Genomic DNA, 25,632 nt, shown 5'->3' on the forward strand with positions numbered 1-25,632 from the left:
TATTTTTTAAGGCCATATGGTATCGCGAAATCTTCATTAGTGTTTGCTAACCAAGTTGGTTAATAGCGATTTCATTATTCAATTATTTAAGTAAATCCAAATCCTGAAGTTTTCTGCCAAACTCATCATCTGCAGCCAATTTCAGAAAATCATTTTGCAGTCCTAGAACTCTTAAAACATTAAAATATGCTCCCATAGAAACACTTGCATCCCCTTTCTCAACCAAATATAATGTCGAACGTGCAATTCCTGCCCTTTCTGCCACTTGAATTGCGGTGAGTTTTCGTCGCTTTCTTGCAAGCTTAATATTTTCGCCCATTTCTTCAAGTAACTGTGTGAATTTCGGAAGGATTATTTGTTGCCTTTTATTCATAACGTTTGTTATTTCATACAAAAATACATTATTTGTATGAAATAACAATCAATACTTAAGCTACTTTTCTAATCTACTTCGTATTCGCCTCATACCCATCTTTAAATCTCAAAAAATCTTCTGCTTTTTTAGGATTATTCTTAATCCATAATTGCATCAATTTAGTATTTTCACTCAAAGCTTTCACCTCATTTTCATCATAGATTTTTTTTCCTTCACCAGCAATTTCTGTTAAAATATTTTGACGAAGTTCACTTTTCGCTTTAATGCTTTCCTTATACCAGTTCGTAGCAAAGTTGATAGAAATAACTAAAATCATAATTCCTAAAACCATCGTTCCTAATCCTGACCATGTTAAGATCTTCATTTCTTTTATTTTTGAATCTATCACTTCCAAATGTTCTACAGTTTCTGGCGCAAGAAATGCTTCGATTTTCGTTGGAATATTTTGTAAAAATTCAGTTCTTTTTACAGATTCTAATTCATGAAATTTCATTGCATCCTTGTATATTTCGCCCACTGCATAAAAATCTAATTGTGTCTGACCCATTATATTTAAATGATCTTCAAACATAAATGCCAATTTTGTATAGATTTCAATTTTATCGTTATTCGATTTTATGTTCTCTTCGTTTGATCTGATTACATTTTCTAAAAGCTCCAATCCATCCGATTTAGATTCTTCAATAAGATTATTGTTTTCCATTGTTATTAAATTTTATTTTGATTTATCGTTTAAATTTTTTCTTCTTTTTCCACCATTCATCTTCCGCTTGTGAAACATAATTTGGCTTTAGAACGTCTTCGACTGCATCCAAAGCAATTTCTAATACATTTTCATTCTTGTTATTGGCGGAAAAAACTGATGATTGTGCGACAGCATTTACTAAATTTTCAATGTTTTGATAATCGACACCAATTGCAGAAAGAGAAAAACCATCGTATTTATTATAAAAAAAGCCAACTTTATCTTTGCTTCCAGTTGTAACTTCCCTTCTTTTGATCCAGATATCCTGAACTTCATTCTTTTGATTTGATCTGAATTCGGTTTTATACTGAACTTTTATTGCCCATCCTTCTCGATACAACCTTTCCCGGAGTTCTTTCAAAATAGAAGATGCTTTTAATTCCTGATCCACGATATTTTTTAAATCAAAAATATTCTTGATTTCAGCAATTTTGAGTGTTGAAGAAATTTCCGAAAGTTTATATCCTGGTTTGTATTGTCTTTGTGTCTGACCATTGATATCGCTCTCCAAAATGATTCGCATTCCCGAAATTCCAATTTTTTCATTTTTAGAAAGTTCAGTTAAAAAACCTCTTTTCTTCATTTCTGAAATTAGTTCATCAAAATTATTGGAGCATTTCAAACTAGCAGTAAGATTTTTCATCATAAATGCTTTCTTTTCAATTCCAATCTCAACGTCAGTTTTTAGATTTCTCTCCTTGCAAATTTGCCGAATCGCATCACCGAATCGCTTTCCAACATCGTGCGCTTTTACAGTACATTTTCCATTGATGTCAATCCGATTCGCAATGAAATGAATATGTTTCTGCTTCGTGCTGTTGTGGATGTCCAAGCGGTATTGATTTCTGTCTGTAACTCCAATCTTCTGCAATGCTTCAATTGCAACATCTGTTAGTTCCTCATCTGATAATTGCTTTGTGTTTTCAGTAGGTGGTGAAATATACCCCGTTAAAGCCCATTTTCTCACTTTAGAATTTCTATCGGCTACCGTTTTCATTTCCTGGTATTGATGTTCCGGATTGCTGCTCAAAAGAAAATTAGATGCTGCACCAATCGCCATTCCTTTATCATTCCCATTATATTCTAAAGCAATTTTTGAAATGGCTCTAGTTGTTGCGGAATTATTCATTTGTATGCATTTTTGAATATAAATATTGATACATTAAATCATTTGTAGTTTCAATTTTATCTAAAATTTCTTTCTTATTTTTGAACACACTCCACTCTCGATGACGCAAAAGATTGGTTATCTTTTTGGAGTTATTTGCATATTGAAGTAATATTTCATCCGTCTGATATTCCTTTATTTTTAGTTCCTTTTCAAGGTGAACCATTCTTGAATAAGTCGATAATTTTAGGTTGTATTTTTGAGCTTTTTTTAAGCTTTCCTCATATTCAAAATCACTCAATCTAAATGAAATTATTTTCCCCAATTGGGAATTATTTTTCTTTTTCAAACCACCTTTTCGACCTAAATCCTGGAAGTATTTTTTTCTTTTTTCAGCAGCAACTTTTTGCATTTTTTGCTCCGTTGATTTTGTGATTATATTCTTTAAAAAATCATTATTCCTATTTTCCATTTTATGTTTTTATTATTTTATTTCAATTGTATTTCTGACGACAGGAAGAAATCAAAAAATCCAATTTTTGCAAAATAGCGTCCTACGCTTTTTGTAAACATTGGGTACTTTTTGCACTACCATCCTACCATATTTCACCAGAATTTGTTTTACGCAGGTTATTGTAGGTTGCACCTGAGTAAAAAGAACACAGGTTTAAACCTCATACAATTTTTAAAAATCATTTTTATCTGCTATTATTAAAATCACCTTCTCCTGCATTTCAATTGCCTTTCATTCGACGGCTTTTTATGAATTAACCAATCATTCAAATCTTTAAAACTTGAATATAAAATCCGACAATCTTTTACCTTTTCATTTTTACTTTTTATCATTTCAACGGCATGATTTCCTGCTCCATCATTATCAAAATAAAGTTCAATATTTTGATAATTACCTAGATTATTTTTTATTTTATTAACCATTGAAACTGAATTCAAAATGATATAATCTGAACGTTCTTTTTCTAAAAATTTTTCTACATTTTTAAAGGAAAGAAAGTCAAAGAAGCCTTCGAATATTCGGATTGAATTGGAGCCATTATTTATAGTTGAAATGTCTTTTTTACCCAAACAGATTTTAGAATAAGCGTTCCGGATTTCGTATCCATCAGAATCATTTTTAAAACCTATTCCAAAATAATTTTTATCGTTCATTCGGTAATGAATTTCATTTAAAAATTCAGTTTGATTTTCTACTCTCCTTTCTTTCAAATATTCAAAAAGTGCAGGATGTTGAATATTTTTTACTTCAGTTATATCATAAGTTCTATCAAGATTTTCTAATTTTCGGTTGGGAATTCTTTGATGTTGAAAACAAGAAAAATTTTGATTTTCTGCCCATGTTAAAACTTCACTTATAGAAGCATTGAAATATTTCTTCATAAAATCGATATTGTTTCCACCGATTCCTTCGGAAAATAAATACCAAATGTTTAGACGTTTATTGAGTTTAAAAGAGGCGTGGTTTTCTTTGGAAAATGGATTAAGATACCACGCTTCTTTTTCCGATTGTCTTGTGGGAAGGTGTCCGAGAGAAAGCAGGACTTCTTCCAACAATATTGTATTAAATTGTTTGCAATTCATAGTTGTGAAATTTCCGGGTTTTAGGTGAGAGATTTTTTGTTGAATTGTTGAGAAAACTATATAACTTATTGATTGTATTACATTTACTTCCTCAACAAACGCTCAACAATTCAACAAACTTGAGTATTATTGCTCAACAAACGCTCAACAAAATTGAGGGTATAAAAGTTTGTTGAGAACTTTGTTGAGAGCTAAGTATTTGATTTTCTTTTCATTATCAATCAATTCAACAATTCAACATATTTATTAAGGATAAAATTCTTTTTTATAGTGAAATAGCGTCCAACTGAATTATTTTGATAAAATATTCCCGCAAAATCAATGTCGTATCTGATGTAGGTTAAGCCATTATTTTGTGGATTTAATTTCCAGGTCTCTTTTAAAACATTTCGAATGTCATTTCTCGTCCAGTATGTTGGTCTGAACATTCTGTTCATCATATTCAGTAAATCTTGCGGAACCACATTAATTTCTTCGTCGTCGTTGCTTTCAAAAAACTCATACAGCAATTCAATAATCTTCGATTCTAACTTATTGTTATTCTTGAAAACTAATTTTTGAAGTGCTTTTGTTCTGATCTCCTCCGCAGAAAACCACATTCTTGTTTTTTTATGAGTTGAAAACGGTCTTTCAATTAAAAACTGAAGGAAATGAGGGATTTCTGAAATAAGATTATTTAGAAACTCGGTATTTTCAGTTTTTATAGGATTAATTTTTAGAATCCAGAACCTGATTTCATTTTCATCAATTTGAATGAAATTTTCTTCGTTATTGGAACACAAAATAAACTTGGCGAAAAAATCAATCTCTTCCCGGTCTTTTCCTTTTGCTTCCAATTTGTCCTTGTTGGTTGTGGACAGGTATTTTAATCTTTCCGTAATTTCTTTTTTATCAAAGAACACTTCGTCTATTGCTACAACCAACATTGCTGCCCAATCAGAATTAAATTGACTTCCGAATGAATCTCCTTTGATATAAGTCATATTCAACCCGAAAATCTCTCTCAACCATTTTATGAAAGTTGATTTCCCTGTAGATCTTTCTTTACTAACCAGACAGAGAATTGGGAGGATTTGAGTAGGATATTGCAATAGAATTTTCAAATAATCCAAACCCAACTGAAATTGTTCGCCGAAAATATGCTCCACAAAATTCAAAGAAAAAGGGATTGAGTTTTTCAAGTTTCCATTGTCAGATGAAGGAGAAAATGGAATTTCATTGTAAATATTATAGAAACTTTGTACTATCTGTTGATAATCTAAATGTTCAGGAATACAGCAAAAGCCATCATATTTTGGGATGGATGAAAGAAAAGATTTTCCATGATCAGCAACGATCGTTTCTCTATTCCAGCGAACCAAAACAGAGGTCTTATCTCCAGAAATCAGTGGCCGTTCTATTATTTTATAGTAAGTGGTTCCAACTCTTATATAGGGGATTTTTTTACTCATTTTTGTAGATTTTGATTAAACTCCCCTACTACCTTTTTACAATTTTTTTTAAAATTAACTTCGGCTTCAGATTGAATTTCCTGAAGTGTTTTCTTCTTCCCCTTAGTAATCCATTCCAATAACTCGTCTTCAAAAAAATAGAGTTTCTTACCATTTTTATAGCAGGGAATCAATCTTTTCCGCACAAGTGTGTAAACTGTAGGTTTCGCTTTACCGATTATTCGGCAAGCTTCTACAATATCTATTGGAATTCTTTTTTGAGGAATTGGAGGGATTTCTTTCCGTTCTACAAGAAATTTAATTTCGGCTATTTCGCTAACCAGATGCGCAACTGCTCTAGGCAGGTTTTCAAATGAAATTTCATTTACTTCCATAACTTTATCGTTTATAATTGTTATGGTGCAAATAAAAAAAGTGTTTTCCCTGTGTCGCATGGTACACGGAGAAAACACTTTAAAAACACAGCGTTTAGTAATTTTTTCTAATCAGAAAGAGATTCCTTGATGGTAATTATTCCTTTCATTTCATCGTCTTTTAAATGTCGTTTGATACTTTCAGGTTCGACGTCTTTCAAAGATTCTGAAAATATATTTTTTAGAAACACAGCAGTTTCGAATTGGTTTCGCACATTAAAATGTTTCCATATATTCCACCCGAAATGATATAAATCTAGGTTGGATAATTTCTCGATTTTGATTGGTTTAATGTTGTCCAATTTATTTTTCTCAGAATAGAGCACAACGTAATTACAAAGTGATTTTAAATCATCTTCCGAAGTGTACAATGCAAACTGATTTTGGGTATATTTTATCGCAATATCTTTTTTGCCTTGTTCATTTTGATCAATTATGCTTTGTTGCTCTTGTTTTATATTTTCAAGATTTTCAGTTGGAATATCATCTTTAGTAGAATTTATAGAACTGTTTTTTTGAGGTAGTATTTTTCTATTTTTAATAATTCCGTCTAAAAATAAAACTATTAATGCATAAAGGATTATACCTAATGCAGTCACGCACCAGAAGATAATATTTGCAGTGTAATCATCGACACCTTTATCAAGAAAAGCCAATCTTGCTAAAGCACCTACTAATAAGCATGCAGAAATTACCGGTAAATGTTTTACTATATGTTCAAAATATTTAAAATTCATTTTATAAATTTTTCAAATGAATAGCCTTCGAAGCTTTATTCTTCTTTTCGTCAACAACCTTTGCGTAAACCTGCGTAGTTTTTACGTTGGTATGACCAAGCATTTTACTGACGGTGTAAATATCAGTTCCACTCGAAAGTTGTAATGTAGCGAAAGTATGACGGAAGTTATGGAAAGTTATTTTCTTGGTTATACCTGCACTTTCAATCCATTTTTTAAGTGGTCGGGAAATCCAAGCTGGGTTCGTCAAATCTTTAAAAACCAAATCAGTTGGAACTCCTGCTTCACCGCAAAGTTGTAAAGCTTGTTTAGACATCGGCATATATTCCACACCTTTTGTCTTTTTTTGAGTGAAGTTTATTCTTGCTTGATCGTTTTCAATATTGATTTCATTCCACGTTAATTTTTGAATATCGGAATGTCGCAGACCTGTTAACGCAGAAAAAAGTGCTGCACGTTTTAGAACATCGAGTTCGCAAGGTGTTTCCACTAAAGTATTAAGTTCTTCCAGCGTTAAATATTCTCGCCTCGATTCCTCGTGCGGAATTGCTTTTATTTTTGCGGAGATATCAGTTGTAAAATATCCATCGATAAACGCTTCTTTCAATGCAGCTTTGAAAACAGAAAAATAGGTTGAAGCTGTATTTTGAGAAATCATCGCTTCTTTATTGCTACCACTTTTTGCAGTCAACAAATACGATTTGAAATTTTCACAGAATTTTGTGTTAATCTGTGAAAACATAATTTCATCACCTCCGAAATCTTTTAGAAATTCTATGGAGCGATACCAATTTACCTGAATAGATTCGGAATTATTTTTATGTCGTTTGCTAGTAAGCAGGTCAAAATACCTAACAAAATTCTCTTCAGATTTCTCTTTCTGTTCTACTTGAATTTTGTCGAGTTCACTATAAAGTTCAATATTATCGTATTCTCTCTGACGTAATTTACGCATGGAATCTGCGTAAAACATTGTTTCGCGGTCGTTTTCACTTTTGCAAACAATAATTCCATTATCATCTCGCTTGGGTTTGAATGAAACTGAATTTTGTGTTGTTCGCGCAGGTCTTTTCTTGTCAAAATCTACGGTTGTGACGCTTCGGTTCAAATATTCCCGAATTCTTTGAACGTCATTTTTACCAGGAATCATCACGGGGTAACTTTCCAAATAAATAAACCACTCTTTTCGGAATTCGGCTTTTCGCAATCGTACGGTAACTTTGGTTTTTAATAACTCTTTCATTTTCCGTCAAAAATTTTATCAATTAAATTTTTAGGTGCGTACACAAAACTTCCCACCTTTTTAGTTGGGATTTTGTTTCTTTTAATGACACTATTTACCGTTCCCGGATCAGCATGGTATTTTGCACTAATTTCTGAAATTGTATAGCAAGTACCTATTTCAAAAACTTGTTTTTCCTCAATCTTTTCTTTTTCCGGCGCAATTTTTACCTCAGTAAATATTGATTCCAAATCCGACTTACAAACTCGGGTTAATCTTTCACCAAAATTATGTGCTGAAATTCTATTGCTTTTGATTAATCTATAAATTGTATCCTTCGACATTCCAAAAAATACAGCAGCTTCACCTACAGAAAGATAGGGTCGAGTTTGAATTTCCGCAATTTTATTTATTGACTTTTCTAATAAAACTTGTTTCGCTTCTACTTCCTGAACTAGTCTTTTTTGTCTTTTTATAGATTTTTCCGAACAAAGTTTGCTACAAAATCTTGTAGTAACTGTTTTTGCTTCAAATGGTTTCTCACAAAATTCACAAAGTTTTGGTATCCTAAGATTACTAAAGCCCATAATTCCACTATTTTAAATAAATAAAAATCAAATTAGCCTAAATAAGACATAATAAGAAGCAGATTGTCTGCTATTAAGACGCGGTACAATTAAGATACAATAATACGATAAAAATTGATTAAAATCGAATATTATAGAAAAAAGTTATAAACAAAAAAATCGCTGCAAACATTACGTTTACAGCGATTTACTACTTTATTTCAATCGATGTTAATCGATGATAATTGCTAATTATTTCACTTCTTCGAAATCAGCGTCCTGAACATCTTCTGTTCCTGAATTAGCTTCTGGATTTCCCTGTGCTTGATCAGCTCCAGGTTGTCCTTGGTTTCCTGCAGCGTACATTTCTTCTGAAGCAGCCATCCAAGCAGCATCTAATGCTTCAGTTTTTGTTTTCACAGTATCCATATCTTTTGCTTCGAAAGCTGTTTTCAATTCAGCATGAGCGGTTTCAACAGCTGCTTTTTTATCTGCAGATAGTTTCTCACCGAACTCTTTTAATTGTTTTTCTGTCTGGAAAAGCAATCCGTCCGCTTTATTGAAAATTTCTACTTCTTCTTTTTTCTTAGCATCAGAAGAAGCATTTTCTTCAGCTTCTCTTTTCATTCTTTGGATTTCATCATCTGAAAGTCCTGAACTTGCCTGAATTTTGATCGTTTGCTCTTTTCCTGTTCCTTTATCTTTTGCAGAAACACTCAAGATTCCGTTTGCGTCAATATCGAAGGTTACTTCAATTTGAGGAACTCCTCTTTGTGCCGGTGGAATATCAGCAAGATCGAATCTTCCGATCTCTTTATTATCATTAAACATTGGTCGTTCTCCCTGTCCTACTCTAATAGAAACTGCAGGCTGGTTGTCACTTGCGGTAGAGAATACCTCTGATTTTTTAGTTGGAATGGTTGTATTCGCATCAATTAATTTAGTGAATACAGAACCCATGGTTTCAATTCCTAAAGAAAGTGGCGTAACGTCTAATAAAAGAACGTCTTTTACATCACCGGTTAAAACTCCACCCTGAATCGCTGCTCCAATGGCAACAACCTCATCTGGATTCACTCCTTTAGAAGGTTTTTTACCGAAGAATTTTTCAACTTCTTCCTGAATGATCGGGATTCTTGTGGAACCACCTACCAAAATTACCTCATCAATATCAGTAATTGCAAGTCCTGCATCTGAAAGCGCTTTTTTACAAGGCTCCATAGAACGTCTTACTAAATCAGCAGCCAGTTGCTCAAATTTTGCTCTTGTCAAAGTTTTTACCATGTGTTTCGGACCGGTTGCAGTCGCTGTTACATAAGGTAAATTAATTTCTGTTTGTGGAGCTGAAGACAATTCAATTTTTGCTTTTTCTGCAGCTTCTTTTAATCTTTGTAAAGCGATAGGATCTGTTTTTAGATCAACGCCTTCTTCCGCTTTAAATTCGTCTGCCATCCAGTTAATGATCACATCATCGAAATCATCACCACCTAAATGCGTATCTCCGTTTGTAGATAACACTTCAAAAACGCCGTCTCCTAAATCAAGGATCGAAACGTCGAACGTACCACCACCTAAATCGTAAACTGCAATTTTTTGATCTTTATGTGCTTTATCCATTCCATAAGCCAAAGCTGCTGCTGTAGGCTCATTAATAATTCTTTCTACGGTTAAACCTGCGATTTCACCAGCCTCTTTTGTCGCCTGTCTTTGAGCATCATTAAAGTAAGCCGGAACAGTAATTACTGCTCTTGTTACTTCCTGACCCAAATAATCTTCCGCAGTTTTCTTCATTTTCTGAAGGATCATTGCAGAAATTTCCTGTGGCGTATATTCTCTGTCGTCAATTTTTACTTTGATGGTGTCGTTTGGTCCGCTCACTACTTTATAAGGAACACGGGAAACTTCTTTCGCATCATCTTTAAAATGCGTTCCGATAAATCTTTTGATCGAATAAACAGTTTTCGTAGGATTCGTAACTGCTTGTCTTTTTGCAGGATCACCTACTTTTCTTTCACCATCTTCGGTGAATGCAACGATTGAAGGTGTTGTTCTTTTGCCTTCTGAATTTGGGATCACAACCGGATCTTTACCTTCCATTACAGAAACACAAGAGTTTGTTGTTCCTAAATCAATTCCAATTATTTTACTCATAGTATGTATATTTTTAGTTTTAAACTTATTGGTATGACTTTCTCCAAAAATATACCAAGTAAAAATTTGTGACAAATTGACAGAATGTCTAAAAAAACATCAACATTCATAATTGACGGTAAATTTCAGTTATAAAAAAAAGGCACCCTGTAAAATACAGGATGCCTTCTTAAACAATTAAAATGCTTTTATTTTTTCATGGTAAGAATATACTCTACCATTTTCTTCGCGTTATCTTTACTCATTCCAGCGTGTGGCGTCATCGGAATTTCTCCCCAGTTGCCTTTACCGCCTTCAATAATTTTACTGGCTAACATTTCAACATCACCTTCTGAATATTTATCTGCAACCTCCTGGTAAGAAGGTCCCACTAACCGGGCGTCCATTTTATGACAGGTTAAACAGTCTGCTCCTTCTATAAGGACTAGACCTGCATGCTTTCCTGCAGCGGCAGAATCCACTACTGTTACTACCGGTTCTGGTAACATTACATTACTTTCTTTATTGGGATCAACTTGGTTTTTTCCACAAGAAACGACTGCCAACATCGAACAGATTAACAAATATTTATTCATTGATTTTATTTTCTACAAAACTATACAATTTCTTGAACAAATATGAAGATATATGTCATATTAACCTTATGATTGCGATCATACTAAAAGAACTTTGAGATGTGGTACATTTGAGTACTAAAAATAGTTAAAATTATGAAAACACTAAAAACGTTAGGTCTTGCAACATTGGCTTTCACACTCTTCTCTTGTGGTGGTGACAAAAAAACAGATTCTATCCCAACAGGTTCAACCGAAACTACGGCTACAACCACAGATCCAAGCACCGCTGAAATGGAGGCTACTGCAGCAAAATATGATCCAAACAGAGGCCTTGGAAAACATGAGAACATCGATGTAAGCAAATTTGATCCAACAATGGCTGCAGCAGGTAAAAAAGTTGCTGAAGTTAAATGTACTTCCTGTCACAAACCTACAGACGAAAAATTAGTTGGTCCAGGTTGGTTAGGAGTTACTAAAAGACATCCAGCGGAATGGATCATGAATTTCATCTCTAATCCAGATCCAATGATCGATGTTGATCCGGAATTACAAAAACAATTAGAACTTTGTTTGGTAAGAATGCCGAACCAGGGTTTAACTGATACTGAAGGAAGAGAAGTACTTGAATACATGCGAGAAATCGACGGCGCGAAGTAAGCTTCTTTAGCAAAAATTTAATCAATATTTATAATGAAAAGTCTCAAATTATTCGGACTCACTACCATTGTTGCCTTAATTGCGCTAACAGGTTGTAAGCCAAAAGGTACCGAAACCGCCGTGAGCGGGGACGCCGCACAAAAAGTCTACGTTGCACCCGGTAAATATGACGAGTTTTACAACTTTGTCAGCGGAGGTTTCAACGGACAAGTAAATGTGTACGGATTGCCGAGTGGTAGATTATTAAAAGTACTTCCTGTATTTTCAGTAAACCCAGAAAACGGTTACGGCTACAGCGAAGAAACAAAACCGATGTTAGAAACTTCTCATGGTTTTATTCCGTGGGATGATCAGCATCACCTTTCACTTTCGCAAACAAACGGCGAAATAGATGGAAGATGGTTATTCGCAAATGCAAACAATACTCCCAGAGTTGCCCGTTTGGATTTAAAAACTTTCAAAACGGTAGAAATTTTGGAGATTCCAAATTCTGCCGGCAATCACTCCTCTCCTTTCTTAACGGAGAATACCGAATATGTAGTTGCGGGAACTCGATTTGCAGTTCCAACAGACGACCAAAACGGTGATGTTCCAATTGATTCTTTCAAAGAAAATTTCAAAGGAGTAATTTCTTTTATTGGAATTGATCAGAAAAGTGGCGAGATGGATATTTCTTTCCAAATTGAAGCACCGGGAATTAACTTTGATCTTTCTCACGCTGGTAAAGGAAAATCCGCAGACTGGTTCTTCTTCTCCTGCTATAATTCTGAAAAAGCCAATACTTTGCTTGAAGTGAACGCGTCACAAAATGACAAAGATTTTATTATGGCAGTGAACTGGAAAAAAGCTGCAGAATTAGCAAAAGCCGGAAAAGGCAGAAAAGTTGCCACAGAATACGTTCATAATAAATGGGATGAAAGTACGCACTCTGCAACTTCAACCATGAAGAAAGAAGTTTTGGTTCTTTCTGTTGAAGATATGAAAGATGCTATGTATTTTATTCCTTGTCCTAAATCTCCACACGGTTGCAACGTTGATCCAACTGGAGAATATATTGTAGGATCCGGAAAATTAGCAGCCTTAATTCCTGTTTTCAGTTTTTCAAAAATTCAGAAAGCGATCGCTGACAAAGCTTTCAGCGGAGAATATGACGGCGTAAAAGTAATTAAATATGAAGCAGCACTTTATGGTGAAGTTCCAAAACCAGGTTTAGGACCTTTGCATACAGAATTTGATGGTCAGGGAAATGCAATTACTTCGATGTTTGTTTCCTCTGAATTGGTAAGATGGAATATTAAAGATTTAAAAGTTATCGACAGGGTTCCTACTTATTACTCCACAGGTCACTTAATGATCCCAGGAGGAGATACTAAAAAACCTTACGGAAAATATGTAGTTGCCTACAATAAAATCACGAAAGACCGATACCTGCCAACAGGCCCGGAATTAGCACAGTCTGCACAACTCTTCGACATTACAGGAGACAAAATGAAACTGCTCTTAGATTTCCCAACCTTTGGGGAGCCGCATTATGCTCAGGCTTTACCTGCAGAAATGCTCTCAAAAAATCAGGTTAAATTCTTCAAAATTGAAGATAACAAACACCCGTATGTAACCAAAGGAGAAAAAGAAAGTAAAGTCGTCCGGGAAGGAAATAAAATTCATGTTTACATGACTTCCATCCGATCTCACTTTGCGCCGGATAATATTGAAGGCGTAAAAGTTGGTGACGAAGTGTACTTCCACGTAACAAACCTCGAGCAGGATTGGGACGTACCACATGGATTTGCCATTAAAGGAAATCAAAATGCAGAACTCCTTATTATGCCCGGAGAAACCTGCACCTTGAAATGGGTTCCGAAAAAAGCCGGAATGTATCCAATGTACTGTACCGATTTCTGTAGTGCACTTCACCAGGAAATGCAGGGTTATGTAAGAGTTTCCCCCGCCGGTAGCAATACTCCGCTTATTTATTCTTTGAATAATAAAAAAGACAATGCACAAAGCCCTGTGAAAGCAGCAGAAACTAAATAATTAAAAATAAGGGCAGATTTTTCTGCCCTTTTTAATTCCAAAACAATGAAAACTAATTCGTTAAAAAAATTGACAAGATTTACACTCCTCTTTTGTGGTCTTGCCTTAGGCGTTTCTATCTTTGTTCCCATGTGGTCCATTTATCTCCAGGCGCCACAGTATCCGGAAGGTTTAGCCATGTTTTTATGGTCTAACAAAATTACAGGAGATTATTCGATCATCAACGGACTGAATCACTACATCGGCATGAAGACCATTCACGAAGAAGATTTCTGGGAATTTAAAATTTTACCGTATGCACTTGGGTTTTTCGCCGTATTATGTTTACTTGCAGCCTACTTGGATAAGAAGATTTGGCTTTATATTACTACTGTTTTGTTTCTCATTTTTGGGGTTGCATTTATGGTCGATTTCTATATGTGGGAATATAATTATGGTCATAATTTAGATCCTCATGCTGCGATCATCGTACCAGGAATGTCTTACCAACCTCCATTACTTGGTTCTAAACAACTTCTTAATTTTGTCGCCTATTCCTATCCCAATATTGGCGGTGGCATTATGATTGGCGTCGCTGTAATTTTGGCTATCTTAGCATTTATTGAGTTTCGGAAGCCTAAAATTATCCAGAATATTCAATAAAAATTATTAAAATATCAAATTTTAAAAAGTATGAAATTTCTAAAAAACATTCTTCTCGCTCTTCCATTTTTCGCCTTGATGTCTTGTCAGGAAAGTGGTCCAAAAGATTTTCTTCTCGAAAAAGATCAGTGCGATAACTGTAAAATGACTATTGCCGATATTAATTACGCCACAGAATTGATTACAGAGAAAGGCAGAGTTTATAAATTTGATGACATTAGCTGCATGACGATGTATGAAGGCTCCGAAGCTGACAAAGTGAAGAATGCAAAAAAATATGTCATCGATGTTCCAACCGGAAAATTTGTGGAATTACCCAAAGCAACTTTAATAAAAGGCGGAAGTATAAAATCCCCAATGGGCGGTAATACTCAAGCTTTTGCAAACAAAGATGAAGCTCAGAAAGCGGCGACAACTTTGGGAGCTACTTTAATTAACTAACTATTTCATGTTCAAATTCATTCTTTTCTTTTTTCCTCTTTTTGTATTTTCAAATGTTTTAAAAGTTGGAAAAAACGAACAGTACACCACTATCAAACAAGCTGTCGCCGCCTGCAAAAGTGGCGATAGTATTTTTGTTGAAAGTGGCATTTATAAAGAAGGCAACATTAGTATCGACAAACCTTTATCACTAATTGGGATTGGAAGACCGGTTTTAGATGGCGAAATGAAATATGAGATCCTGTCTTTTCGGGCGGATCATATTTTAATGAAAGGTTTTAAAATCATTAATTCCGGAGAAGATGAAATCGTAAATATCGGCGCAGTTCGCATGTACGACAGTCATTTTTCCACCATTGAAAATAACATTTTCGAGAATAATTATTTCGGAATTTACATTCAGAGAGGTTACCGATGTTTGATTCAAAATAATAGAATTACCTCAACCAGAGCAACTTCTCAGGAACGCAGCGGCGATGGAATTCACGCCTGGGTGAGCGAAGAACTTTGGATCAAAAATAATTATATAGAAGGTCACAAGGATGGAATTTACCTCGAAAAAGTCATCAATACTTATGTTTACCACAATTACTCCAAGAAAAATCTAAGGTATGGTTTGCATTTTATGTTTGCCGATAACAACGTTTATGTGGATAATACTTTCGATAACAATAACGCCGGAGTTGCCGTAATGTACAGCAATAACGTGGGAATGGTCGGCAATAATTTCATCAACAATTGGGGCGACGCGAGTTATGGTTTACTTTTGAAGGACATAAGTTTCAGCAAAATTAAACACAATCGATTTGATAATAATACGACCGGAATTTTATTAGATGGCGTAAGTAAAATTGATTTCTTTAAAAATGATTTCGAAAACAACGGCTGGGGAATGAAAATCAGTTCCAACTGCATGGAAAATAAGATCATCAATAATAATTTCATCAACAATGTTTTTGATGTGAGTACAACGGGAACAATGGCGATGAATGATTTCAAAAAAAATTACTGGGACAAATACGAAGGTTACGATCTGAACAGGGATAAAATTGGCGACGTGCCTTTTCATCCTTTGAGTTTATATGCGGTCTTGGTTGAAAATAATCCTTCCGTTATGCTTCTCTTCAGGACATTCTTTGTCGATCTTTTAGATAAAACAGAAAAGATCATTCCGAGTCTAACACCGGAAAACTTCGTGGATAAACAGCCACTCATGCGGAAAGTAACGATTTAAAAAACGCTTTCCTCTTCTCAAAACTTTTTCTCGACAGTATTATGATAGAAGTAAAAAATTTAACAAAAAAATTCGATCGGTTTACGGCTTTAGATGATTTAAATTTATCGTTTACCGACGGAAAATCCATCGCATTAATCGGCCCAAACGGTTGCGGAAAAACCACTTTGATCAAATGTATCTTAGGCTTAAATGTTATTGAAACCGGCGATATTCTGGTTGATGGTAAAAGTGTAAAAGACGATTATCTCTACCGGAAAGAAATCGGCTATATGCCGCAAATCGGTCGCTATCCGGAGAATATGACGATCGGGCAAACCATTAAAATGATCAAGGACACCCGGAAAATTTCGGAAACGCATTTAGATAATGAACTTCTTGAAGCTTTCGAACTCGAAAAAATATACGACAAAAAAATGGGCAATCTTTCCGGCGGAACCACGCAGAAAGTGAGCGCCGTTTTAGCATTTATGTTCGATCCCAAGATTATTATTCTCGATGAACCGACGGCAGGTCTTGATCCTTTGGCTTCAGAAATTTTAAAAAATAAAATTATTCAGGAGAAGAATAAAGGCAAACTCATCATCATTACTTCGCATCTATTAAGTGAACTCGACGAGATCATAAGTGAGATCGTTTTCATCAATGAAGGTAAGATCATCGTGCACCAATCGGTTACAGATTTGATGACCGAAAGAAAATCCGAAAAAATTTCAGATTCTATTGTGAGCATTTTAAAGGAAATGAAAAATAATTCCAAATAATTTCTTCGAAAATAGAAACCGAAACTTGTAATAATATAGAAATCGTGTGGCACCAGCCAAAAAATAGGAACAATGAACAAGATAGCACGCTTTATCCTTTTTGATATTTTAAAAAACAAGATCGTTATTTTTTATACGATCCTCCTTTTCATCATTTCCTGGTCGGTTCTCGGCCTCGAAAGCAATTATACGAAAGCAACTTTGAGTTTGCTGAATGTCGTTTTACTCGTCGTTCCTTTGGTAAGCATCATATTTTCGACGATCTACGCCTACAACAGCAGTCAGTTCATCGAATTACTTTTAAGTCAGCCCGTTCCGAGAGTGAAGGTTTGGTTTAATATTTTTCTGGGACTTTCGACGGCTTTAGTTCTGGCTTTTTTGATCGGTTGTGGAATTCCGATCCTGCTCTACTCTTCCATTGAAACCGGATTCTCTCTTATAATTATTGGAATTTTGCTTTCTGTGATTTTCACTTCATTTGCGATGCTTTCGGCAATTTTGACGCGAGACCGTGCGAAAGGAATTGGAATTTCAATTTTCATCTGGCTCTTCTTCAGTATTATTTATGACGGTATTCTTTTAATTCTGATGTTTCAGTTTGCAGATTATCCTATTGAAGGGATTATGGCAACTTTAGCGGGATTAAATCCTGTCGGATTATCACGAATTTTTGTTTTGTTACAGTTGAATATTTCTGCGATGTTGGGATATTCGGGAGCGGTTTTCCAGCAGGTTTTCGGTTCCGGTGGCGGAATGGGAATTTCTATGCTGATCCTGCTTATCTGGGCGATCATTCCTTTCATACTTTCTTTAATTAAGTTCAATAAGAAAGATCTTTAATAGAAAGCTATTTCTAAAAATTTACGAAAATCTACGATTTTTAAGATCCGATAAATTCCAAAATAAAGCTTTTGTTTGAATTTTTTGGTGGTGATAAATATCAATGAATCAACATCTTGAATATGACTCTCGTCATAAAAAACTAACCGCTTCCGGCGTAGCTTTATATAAAATTAAAGCATATGAAAAAAGTATTCCTCATGATGGGCATCATTGGATTTGCCCTTGTTTCCTGCACAAAAAGCGAAACAATTACCCGCGCAGATTCGGGTGCAATCTCAGAAGAAGCTGGCCATGGTCAGGAGGGAGTTCAAGATGATGAATCAAGTCCAAATGTCGTGCAATTGGCTTCCAAAAATCCAGATCTTTCTACTTTGGTTACGGCAGTTAAAGCCGCCGGTTTAGCCACATCTTTGAGTAACGCCGGACCTTTTACAGTTTTCGCTCCTTTAAATTCGGCTTTTGATAAACTACCTGCCGGAACGGTTGACGAACTTTTAAAACCGGAAAAAGTCGATGATTTATCCGAAATTCTGGGTTATCACACTTATGTTGGTGTTATTAAAGAAGATCAAATGAGCGATGGACAAACCCTCGGAATGGTGAACGGAAAAAACATTACAATTACAATGGTCGACGGCAAACCGATCATCAATGGAAAAGCAAAAATCGTAGCAACGGTTCCTGCTTCTAACGGAATTGTTTATGTACTCGACGAAGTACTTCTGCCGGGAAAATAGAGTTAAAAGTTTATTGAATTTAGTGTTGAAACGGCTTTCAAAAATATTTTTGAAAGTCGTTTTTTTGCTGATAAACTGGATTTGTAGAGAACAAATTATTCTTCTAATTCAAAAAATTTTAAAGCTTTTTCTTTGTCTTCATATTAAAGAAGATCCAGAAAATGGAGAAAAACATCAATAAAGAAACATACAACAACATGTGATTCGCGTACGGGATCGCAATATATTTAATAGAAAAAACGCCCATCAAACCCAAAATAAATTCATTAAGAAAAATCCCGAGAAGCAATAATTTCACTCCCAATAAAAGTTGTTTTGTGATCGTAAAAAAATTCGTGGCTAAAATCTGGTTAATTAAAAAAGTAGCGATGCACATTAATAATACCAAGTGTAAGTAAGCGATCACGACATTTCTAAAGCCAAACGCAAACTGATTCAGTGCCGGAATATTAGATCCTAACTGCAACGCAATCTTCACCGCAAAAGCAAATCCTGCGAACATGAGCACAAATCTTTGCATCGGCGACCATTTCAAAACTACATTTGTCCAGCTTTGTTTTACGAAACCGTAAAGCATTACAGCACCTGCGGTTTGCGCCAAAGTTGCGAGTACAATCGCTGCGAAAATATAAACGGGCAATTTCAGCCAGAGAACGGAAAGTCCAAAACCGATCAAACAGCCGAAAAACATGAGCCAAAAGATCAACTTATTTTTCTGTTCTGAGATCATGGAACCGGCTTCTTTCAAAGAAAATAAAAGCAAGCCGATACAGGAAAATATGAAAAACCCATTGTATTGAAAATGCAGATAATAATATTCTGATGCTAAATACATATCCTGCGATATATTTTTAGACATCATCATATATCCTAAATTAAAAACGCCAAGCGAAGAAATCACTGCAAAGAATAATCCTGCCTGAAACCATATTTTCGAACCATCCTGAATTTTTTTCGAATCCCGAAGGAAAAAATAAAAGAAAACAAAACTGCAAAGCAAAGCTGTTGTAGATCCTGCAATGGAAGCCCAAAAATAACCACCATAAATAAAAGTAGCCAGCATAAAAAAGGAGGCTATCAGATTGATGATGATCAAACTCTCATACTTTTTCAGCTTGATCTCTGGATTTACTTTGCTCAAATAATGCAGAATAAGAACATAGATCGCATTCGTGATCCAGGCATAAAAAGCAAAATGGGAATGACCTTCCTGCAAATGTTTCTGATCCAAAAATGGCAACGAATATATTATTTTGTAACGCATGATCACTCCAAGAAGTGCGACAATAAAAAAATTGAATACTGAAAATTTCAGCAAAAAGCTCCGTTGCATTTAGTAGTAAATTTTATGGTTAATTAATTCTAATTTCTCTTCGCGCTCCATTTTTTTAACCGCGCGTATCACGGTTTCTATCGCTAAACCAGTTGAATTGGCCATTTCTTTTCGGGTCACATCGATGATTGTTTTTTGTTCCATCTCTAATCCTAGACCTCTTTTGTAAATCTTAAGAAAATTCAGAATTCTTTCGTTGGGATTTAAATGAACGATGGATTTAAGCTTCATCGTTTTTTCATACGCTTTTCGTGCGATCTGTTTTGTAAATTCAATTAAAATCTCGGGATTACCATACATGAATTTTTCAAAAAGTTCGTTGTTAAAACTGAAAACTTTTGCAGTTTCACTTGTAATAATGGCATTTGCCGGATATCTTTCACCAAGTAAAAATGGAGGTTCACCTAAACATGTATGATCATTTACAGTGCTGATCAAAAATTCTTTGCCCTCCGAATCGGTGTTGTAAATTTTAATTTCGCCTTCTAACAAATAATAAAGATTTAGAGCGATTTGATCTTCCCGAAAAAGCGTATCTTTTTTCTTGAAAAGGAGACTCGGAACTTTATTTTTCAGCAAAATTTCTTTGGAGAACATATTTTAACTTTGTCTCAAATTTAACGATAATTTATCATGAAACCTATGATTCCGATCATAAACAACTGCTCAAAATTTCTTAATTTTGAGGAAGAATAATTAATTCATAATGGCGAATCTATTTAATCCAAGAGATATTACTTGGCTGGCTTTTAACGAACGGGTTTTACAGGAAGCAATGGATGTAGCAGTTCCGCTTCATATTCGGATTCGGTTTCTCGGAATTTTCTCAAATAATTTAGATGAATTTTTTCGGGTGCGGGTTGCAGGATTAAAACGCGCCATGGATTTTAAAGATAAATATATCACGGAATCTTTTTATCAGCCACCAACAAAGATCTTACAGAATATCAATGAAGTCGTTATCAAACAACAGCAAAATTTCGATAAAACCTGGAAAAAAATTCAGATCGAAATGGCTGAAGAAAACGTTTTTATCCGAACGGCGAAAAATTTAACGGAAGAGCAAAAAGCCTTCGTCATCAGTTATTTTGATGAAGTGGTAGAAAGCAGCGTGATTCCAATTTTGCTGAACGAAAATTCACCAATGCCTTATTTGCGGGATAAATCACTTTATCTTGGCGTAGCGATGCGAAAAAAACTTTGGCAGTACGAAAGTAAATTTGCCATCATCGAAATTCCGTCGCGGGTTATTGGCCGGTTTGTTTTGCTGCCCTCGCAAGATGATTCCAAAAACGTAATGCTTCTGGAGGATGTGATTATTTATAATCTGCCGCATATCTTTTCCTATTTTGGTTATGATGAATATGAAGCGCATTGCTTTAAAGTCACTAAAGATGCAGAGTTTGATCTTGATAACGACATTAAAACGACACTTGCAGAAAAAATTGAAAAAGGCATTAAATCCCGAAGAAAAGGGAAACCGACGCGTTTTGTTTTCGATAAGGAAATGGATAAAGCGCTGCTGGAATTTCTCATCAGAAAGCTGCATTTATCAAAAAAAGACAGCATTATTCCGGGCGGTAAAATTCATAATTTCCGGCATTTTATGGAATTTCCTGATGTGTTTAAAGCCTACCAAAAACCGGAAGAAAGAACTTCTTTTGATCATCCCGACTTTATCGGAAAAAGAGTGACCGACGTTATTCAAAATACCGATATTCTTCTCTCTTTTCCGTATCATAATTACACTCCTGTAATTGATCTTCTGCGGGAATCTGCGATGGATCCCGATGTTAAATCCATCCAAATTACGGCTTATCGCCTTGCCAGTAATTCAAAGGTAATTAATGCCTTGATCAATGCCGTGCGAAATGGAAAAGACGTTACGGTAATGCTGGAGCTTCGGGCAAGATTTGATGAAGAGAGTAATCTGGGCTGGAAAGAAATTCTGGAACAGGAAGGCGTAAAAGTCCTGCTCGGAATTCCGAATAAAAAAGTACACGCAAAAATATGCATCATCAAAAAAAGAGTGCACAACAAAACGGTTCAATATGGTTTTGTAAGCACCGGAAATTTTAATGAGAAAACTGCAAAAATTTATGGCGATCATTTGCTTATGACTTCTGACCGCGGAATTATGGCAGACATTAATAAGATCTTTAATGTTTTAAGGAAACCGAAAGATGATTTTTTGCCAGCACTCAAATCTTGTAAAAATCTTTTGGTTTGTCCGCAATTTATGCGGGAGAAAATCATGAGTCACATTGATAAAGAAATCGAAGAAGCAAAAGCCGGCAGAAAAGCTTTAATGATCATCAAATCAAATTCATTAAGCGACCGAGCTCTGATCGAAAAAATTTATGATGCTGCAAAAGCTGGAGTTGTGGTGAAATTAATTATTCGTGGAATTTATTGCGCGGTGAATCAAAAAGAATTCAAGCAAAAAATTACGGCCATCAGTATCATTGATGAATATTTAGAGCATGCACGAGTTATGTATTTTTACAATAAAGGCAGTGAAAACACTTATATTTCTTCCGCAGACTGGATGACGAGAAACCTTGATTACCGCATTGAAGTTGCGGCACAGATCACTCAGAAAAATCTGAAGAAAGAAATTAAAGACCTGCTCGATATTCAGTTAAGCGATAATGTAAAAGCGCGGATCTTAGACAAGAAACTAAGCAATCTATATGTTAAAGGCGATGGAAAGAATCGTTCCCAGATCGAAACTTACCGGTATTTAAGAGCCAAGGAAAAGATTTAAAGAGCCAATGAAAAAGTAAAAAGAGCCAATTTGAAAACTCATCGACTTATCCATAATAGGAGACTTTTTTATTTTGGAATTCTCCAGGAAACAAAATTTACCGTTCACCCATTCACAATTATTGTCTATCTTTGCAGTGCTTTTAGAAAAGGGAATCGTGTGCAAATCACGGACTGTCCCCGCAACTGTAAATCACCATAAGGAAACTGCAATACAACCACTGAGAAATCGGGAAGGTGCAGTTTTGTGAAAGTCAGGAGACCTTGCTGAGAGCTTTAACTTTAAAATCGCTTTCGGAGGAAGAGCCTGAATAATGAAACTAAAATACCACTTTTCGTCGGCATTGTTTTTTTGCTTTTTTTTGAGTTTCGCTCAGGAAAAAGAGATCGACACGGTTTACATCTTCGATAATCAGTTGAAGACCTCCAAAAAATTCCAAAAAATTGAGACTTTAAAAGAGGAAGATCTGCTAAAAAACACCACCAATCTTTCCGAAGTTCTGCGTTTTCAATCGCCAGTTTATATCAAAGAAAATGGACGGGGAATGGTTTCATCCCCTTCATTTCGTGGAACTTCCGCACAACAAACGGCTTTCATCTGGAACGGAATTAATATCAATTCGATTTTTCTAGGCCAAGGAGACGTGAATAATTTGAATCTTCTCGGATACGATCAACTCGAAGTAAAATCCGGTGGCGGGAGCGTAATTTACGGCAGTGGCGCAATTGGTGGAACGATTCATCTAAATAACGAACTTTCATTTAACAAAGGCTTTAAGACGACTTTATTTTTAGAAGGCGGTTCATTCGACACTTATAATTCTTTTCTAAAAACTTCTTACAGTGACGAGAAGCTCTCTGTAAAAGTTTCCGGAAATTTTGTGAAAAGCGACAATTACTACGAAGTTCCAGAAAAAAAATACATTAATTTAAACGGTGAATACGACAACCGAACTACTAATTTAGGAGCTGCATATAAGATCAATCATCTTAACACGGTTTCCTGGCAAACCCAGATATACGATGGCATTCAACACTTTCCTGTTACCTCTGAACTTTTTACGAAAACAAAATATTTTTCCGATACTTTCCGGAGTTTAGTTGCGTGGGATTTTAAGAACAAAAAAGTTCAAAATAGCTTTAAACTGGCCTATTTTCAAGATGAATTTCAATATTTCGATAACATCGACAGACCGAAAAGCAGTGGCGGAACTGCAGAAACTTATTTAGCAAAAAATGATCTCAATTTTGTTTTTAATGATAAGATCGCGCTGAACGTTATCGGTGAATATCAATTGAATAAAGGAGAAGGCTACAAATCTGGAATTACCTCTGTTCAAAGAAATGCAGGGTCTGTAGCAGGTCTTTTGCGATGGAATCCTACGCAGACATTTAACTTTGAAGGCGGTATTAAACAAGATTTTGTAGAAGGAATTCAAGCTCCAATTCTCTTTTCTTTCTCTGGAAAGATGAAGGTGAGCAATTGGTACGAAACGGTTTTTAATATTTCTAAGAACTTCCGATATCCTTCTTTCAACGATCTGTACTGGCAACCTGGCGGAAATTTAGATTTAAGACCAGAAATTTCTCATCAGGCAGAATTAGGAAACCGCTTTAAATACAGAAACTTTAAATTAAATCTGACTCCTTATTATATCAATATTAAAGATATGATTCGTTGGTTGCCGAACTCGAAAGGAATCTGGTCACCGATCAACACGAACAAAGTTGAATCTTACGGATTAGAATCGCAGCTGGACTGGGAAAAATATTTCGGCAAAAACAAAGCAAAATTCTCTTTAAGTTATATTTTCACGCAATCTAAAAATCAGGAAACCAATAAATTCTTAGCTTACGTTCCACAACATAAAATCTATGGAAATGCAACTTACCGTTATGATTTTATAGAATTATTTGTACAGGGAATGTATAACGGATTGACTTATACCAACGATTACGAAAAATTAGACACCGCCATCAAATCATACTTTGTTGCGAATTCAGGAATCAACATTTCGGTATTTAAACATTATAAAATCGGCTTTAAAGTCAATAATATTTTTGACCAGATCTATGAGACCACCGCGTTTTATCCTTTACCGAAACGAAATTACAGCGCCAACCTTTTAATTAACTTTTAAAAATAAATTATGAAATTTTCAAAAATCCTTGCTTCAGCTTTTGCGCTGACTTTATTATTCAACATTTCTTGCCGAACAAACGACGATCCTATTGAGCCGGAATTACCAAAAGGGGCTTACGAAAACGGAATCATCATCGCCAATGAAGGTGGATTCTCAACGCCAACCTCTTCCGTTTCTTTTTTGAGCAACGATTTTTCTAAACAGGAAAATAATGTTTTCGGACAAAATAATAGTGGTGATGTATTAGGAAATGTTTTCCAGTCTATCGGTTTCAAAGGTGATTTGGCTTACCTTGTGTTGAATGTTCCAAATAAAGTAGAAGTAGTAAACCGTTATACTTTCAAAAAAACCGGAACGATTACCTCAAATTTAAGTACGCCGAGATATATTGCTTTTTCTGGAACGAATACCTATATCACGAATCATGACTTCTTCAGCGTAAGAAAAGTAAACATCTACGATAATGCTAATAATTTCGTTAAAAGCATCGATTTCGACCGCTATGCAGAAAAAATCTCCACTTCTAATGGCTTTGTTTATGTACAAACCGATGGTTTAACTTATGATGCCGCTTACAATGAATTAGCAACAGGTCATACGATCACAAGAATTAATCCAGCGACAAACAATGTTGACAAAACCATTACGCTTGATGATAATTTGGTTATTCGTGATATGATTGCAGATGCAACTAATGTTTACGTTGTAACATCAGATTTTACGAATTCTAACTTATATAAAATTAATTCGGCAAACGGAACGGTAGAAAAAATAATATTGCCAGGAGTTGGTGGCGCACAAAAATTAGCCATAGAAAACAATAAACTGTATTTCTTAACGTCGGAAAATAAGGTTTATAATATGACGGGAAATACGCCAAACTCTATGTTTACAGCAACTGCAAGCTATGCCTACGGATTTAATGTAATTGATGGAAAGGTATATATTTCCGATGCTTCATTCTCCGGAGACAGCACCGTAAAAATTTACAATGCAACCGGAACTGTTGTAAAAACATTAGCTACAGGAATCGCTACAAACGGTTTCTATAAGAATTAAAAGAAGAAAATTTTTCATTAAAAAACCCTTTTAAATATTACATTTAAAAGGGTTTT

The 25,632-nt window shown here is 35.0% G+C and carries 25 protein-coding genes and 1 riboswitch; of the genes, 11 read left to right on the forward strand and 14 right to left on the reverse strand.

What is annotated here, in order from left to right:
* Positions 1–82: 82 nt before the first annotated feature.
* From ACZ9HT_RS10945 to ACZ9HT_RS11000, 12 genes are all read right to left on the reverse strand, one after another.
* Positions 83–373, reverse strand: coding sequence for a helix-turn-helix domain-containing protein (locus ACZ9HT_RS10945; RefSeq protein WP_476040531.1), 291 nt, complete (start codon positions 371–373; stop codon positions 83–85).
* Between the two features lie 73 nt (positions 374–446).
* Positions 447–1,079 (reverse strand): hypothetical protein, encoded by a 633-nt coding sequence (locus ACZ9HT_RS10950; RefSeq protein WP_476040532.1) that lies wholly within the window; start codon positions 1,077–1,079, stop codon positions 447–449.
* Between the two features lie 22 nt (positions 1,080–1,101).
* Positions 1,102–2,250 carry a relaxase/mobilization nuclease domain-containing protein gene (locus ACZ9HT_RS10955; protein ID WP_476040533.1) on the reverse strand — a complete coding sequence of 383 codons (1,149 nt, stop codon included), beginning with the start codon at positions 2,248–2,250 and terminating at the stop codon, positions 1,102–1,104.
* Positions 2,243–2,701, reverse strand: coding sequence for a plasmid mobilization protein (locus ACZ9HT_RS10960; RefSeq protein ID WP_476040534.1), 459 nt, complete (start codon positions 2,699–2,701; stop codon positions 2,243–2,245). The genes ACZ9HT_RS10955 and ACZ9HT_RS10960 overlap by 8 nt, the downstream gene beginning before the upstream one ends.
* 245 nt (positions 2,702–2,946) lie before the next feature.
* Entirely contained in the window at positions 2,947–3,825 is an 879-nt protein-coding gene (locus tag ACZ9HT_RS10965) for a toprim domain-containing protein (protein ID WP_476040535.1), read from the reverse strand.
* Positions 3,826–4,046: 221 nt separating this feature from the next.
* Entirely contained in the window at positions 4,047–5,276 is a 1,230-nt protein-coding gene (locus ACZ9HT_RS10970; protein ID WP_476040536.1) for a primase-helicase family protein, read from the reverse strand.
* Positions 5,273–5,650 (reverse strand): helix-turn-helix domain-containing protein, encoded by a 378-nt coding sequence (locus ACZ9HT_RS10975; protein ID WP_476040537.1) that lies wholly within the window; start codon positions 5,648–5,650, stop codon positions 5,273–5,275. The genes ACZ9HT_RS10970 and ACZ9HT_RS10975 overlap by 4 nt, the downstream gene beginning before the upstream one ends.
* Before the next feature lie 107 nt (positions 5,651–5,757).
* Positions 5,758–6,426, reverse strand: coding sequence for a hypothetical protein (locus tag ACZ9HT_RS10980; RefSeq protein WP_476040538.1), 669 nt, complete (start codon positions 6,424–6,426; stop codon positions 5,758–5,760).
* Between the two features lies 1 nt (position 6,427).
* Complete coding sequence (locus tag ACZ9HT_RS10985; RefSeq protein WP_476040539.1) at positions 6,428–7,669, reverse strand: tyrosine-type recombinase/integrase; 1,242 nt, start codon at positions 7,667–7,669, stop codon at positions 6,428–6,430.
* Positions 7,666–8,235 carry a helix-turn-helix domain-containing protein gene (locus ACZ9HT_RS10990; RefSeq protein ID WP_476040540.1) on the reverse strand — a complete coding sequence of 190 codons (570 nt, stop codon included), beginning with the start codon at positions 8,233–8,235 and terminating at the stop codon, positions 7,666–7,668. Before ACZ9HT_RS10990 ends, ACZ9HT_RS10985 begins: the two co-directional genes overlap by 4 nt.
* A gap of 231 nt (positions 8,236–8,466) precedes the next feature.
* The gene (gene dnaK, locus ACZ9HT_RS10995; protein WP_476040541.1) at positions 8,467–10,365 is read right to left on the reverse strand and encodes a molecular chaperone DnaK; all 1,899 of its coding nucleotides are present in this window, start codon (positions 10,363–10,365) and stop codon (positions 8,467–8,469) included.
* A gap of 188 nt (positions 10,366–10,553) precedes the next feature.
* On the reverse strand, positions 10,554–10,940 hold the full coding sequence (locus ACZ9HT_RS11000) for a c-type cytochrome (protein WP_476040542.1): 387 nt from the start codon (positions 10,938–10,940) through the stop codon (positions 10,554–10,556).
* A 135-nt stretch (positions 10,941–11,075) separates the two neighbouring features.
* Between ACZ9HT_RS11000 and ACZ9HT_RS11005 the strand changes: the two genes are divergently transcribed.
* The 8 genes from ACZ9HT_RS11005 (at position 11,076) to ACZ9HT_RS11040 (ending at position 18,274) form a co-directional block, all read left to right on the forward strand.
* Positions 11,076–11,579 (forward strand): c-type cytochrome, encoded by a 504-nt coding sequence (locus ACZ9HT_RS11005; RefSeq protein ID WP_476040543.1) that lies wholly within the window; start codon positions 11,076–11,078, stop codon positions 11,577–11,579.
* A 33-nt stretch (positions 11,580–11,612) separates the two neighbouring features.
* A complete protein-coding gene (gene nosZ, locus ACZ9HT_RS11010) occupies positions 11,613–13,613 on the forward strand; it encodes a Sec-dependent nitrous-oxide reductase (protein WP_476040544.1) in 2,001 nt (666 codons plus the stop codon).
* A gap of 45 nt (positions 13,614–13,658) precedes the next feature.
* Positions 13,659–14,255 (forward strand): hypothetical protein, encoded by a 597-nt coding sequence (locus ACZ9HT_RS11015; RefSeq protein WP_476040545.1) that lies wholly within the window; start codon positions 13,659–13,661, stop codon positions 14,253–14,255.
* A 30-nt stretch (positions 14,256–14,285) separates the two neighbouring features.
* On the forward strand, positions 14,286–14,696 hold the full coding sequence (locus tag ACZ9HT_RS11020) for a nitrous oxide reductase accessory protein NosL (protein ID WP_476040546.1): 411 nt from the start codon (positions 14,286–14,288) through the stop codon (positions 14,694–14,696).
* A gap of 7 nt (positions 14,697–14,703) precedes the next feature.
* On the forward strand, positions 14,704–15,930 hold the full coding sequence (locus ACZ9HT_RS11025) for a nitrous oxide reductase family maturation protein NosD (RefSeq protein ID WP_476040547.1): 1,227 nt from the start codon (positions 14,704–14,706) through the stop codon (positions 15,928–15,930).
* A 41-nt stretch (positions 15,931–15,971) separates the two neighbouring features.
* Positions 15,972–16,694 carry an ABC transporter ATP-binding protein gene (locus ACZ9HT_RS11030; protein ID WP_476040548.1) on the forward strand — a complete coding sequence of 241 codons (723 nt, stop codon included), beginning with the start codon at positions 15,972–15,974 and terminating at the stop codon, positions 16,692–16,694.
* Positions 16,695–16,766: 72 nt separating this feature from the next.
* Positions 16,767–17,534: an ABC transporter permease subunit gene (locus tag ACZ9HT_RS11035; protein WP_476040549.1), complete on the forward strand. Its 768-nt coding sequence runs from the start codon at positions 16,767–16,769 to the stop codon at positions 17,532–17,534.
* 182 nt (positions 17,535–17,716) lie between these two features.
* Positions 17,717–18,274 (forward strand): fasciclin domain-containing protein, encoded by a 558-nt coding sequence (locus ACZ9HT_RS11040; RefSeq protein WP_476040550.1) that lies wholly within the window; start codon positions 17,717–17,719, stop codon positions 18,272–18,274.
* Between the two features lie 118 nt (positions 18,275–18,392).
* Here the strand turns inward: ACZ9HT_RS11040 and ACZ9HT_RS11045 are convergent, their stop codons facing one another.
* Complete coding sequence (locus tag ACZ9HT_RS11045; RefSeq protein WP_476040551.1) at positions 18,393–19,607, reverse strand: hypothetical protein; 1,215 nt, start codon at positions 19,605–19,607, stop codon at positions 18,393–18,395.
* Positions 19,608–20,204 (reverse strand): Crp/Fnr family transcriptional regulator, encoded by a 597-nt coding sequence (locus ACZ9HT_RS11050; protein WP_476040552.1) that lies wholly within the window; start codon positions 20,202–20,204, stop codon positions 19,608–19,610. It abuts the gene before it with no gap.
* A gap of 109 nt (positions 20,205–20,313) precedes the next feature.
* Between ACZ9HT_RS11050 and ppk1 the strand changes: the two genes are divergently transcribed.
* From ppk1 to ACZ9HT_RS11065, 3 genes are all read left to right on the forward strand, one after another.
* Positions 20,314–22,374 (forward strand): polyphosphate kinase 1, encoded by a 2,061-nt coding sequence (gene ppk1 / locus ACZ9HT_RS11055; RefSeq protein WP_476040553.1) that lies wholly within the window; start codon positions 20,314–20,316, stop codon positions 22,372–22,374.
* 115 nt (positions 22,375–22,489) lie between these two features.
* A riboswitch (cobalamin riboswitch) is annotated at positions 22,490–22,658 on the forward strand.
* Positions 22,659–22,687: 29 nt separating this feature from the next.
* The gene (locus tag ACZ9HT_RS11060) at positions 22,688–24,514 is read left to right on the forward strand and encodes a TonB-dependent receptor plug domain-containing protein (RefSeq protein ID WP_476040554.1); all 1,827 of its coding nucleotides are present in this window, start codon (positions 22,688–22,690) and stop codon (positions 24,512–24,514) included.
* 9 nt (positions 24,515–24,523) lie between these two features.
* A complete protein-coding gene (locus ACZ9HT_RS11065) occupies positions 24,524–25,576 on the forward strand; it encodes an NHL repeat-containing protein (RefSeq protein ID WP_476040555.1) in 1,053 nt (350 codons plus the stop codon).
* Positions 25,577–25,632 lie beyond the last annotated feature (56 nt).

The organism is Chryseobacterium sp. UYP7 (assembly GCF_056279225.1).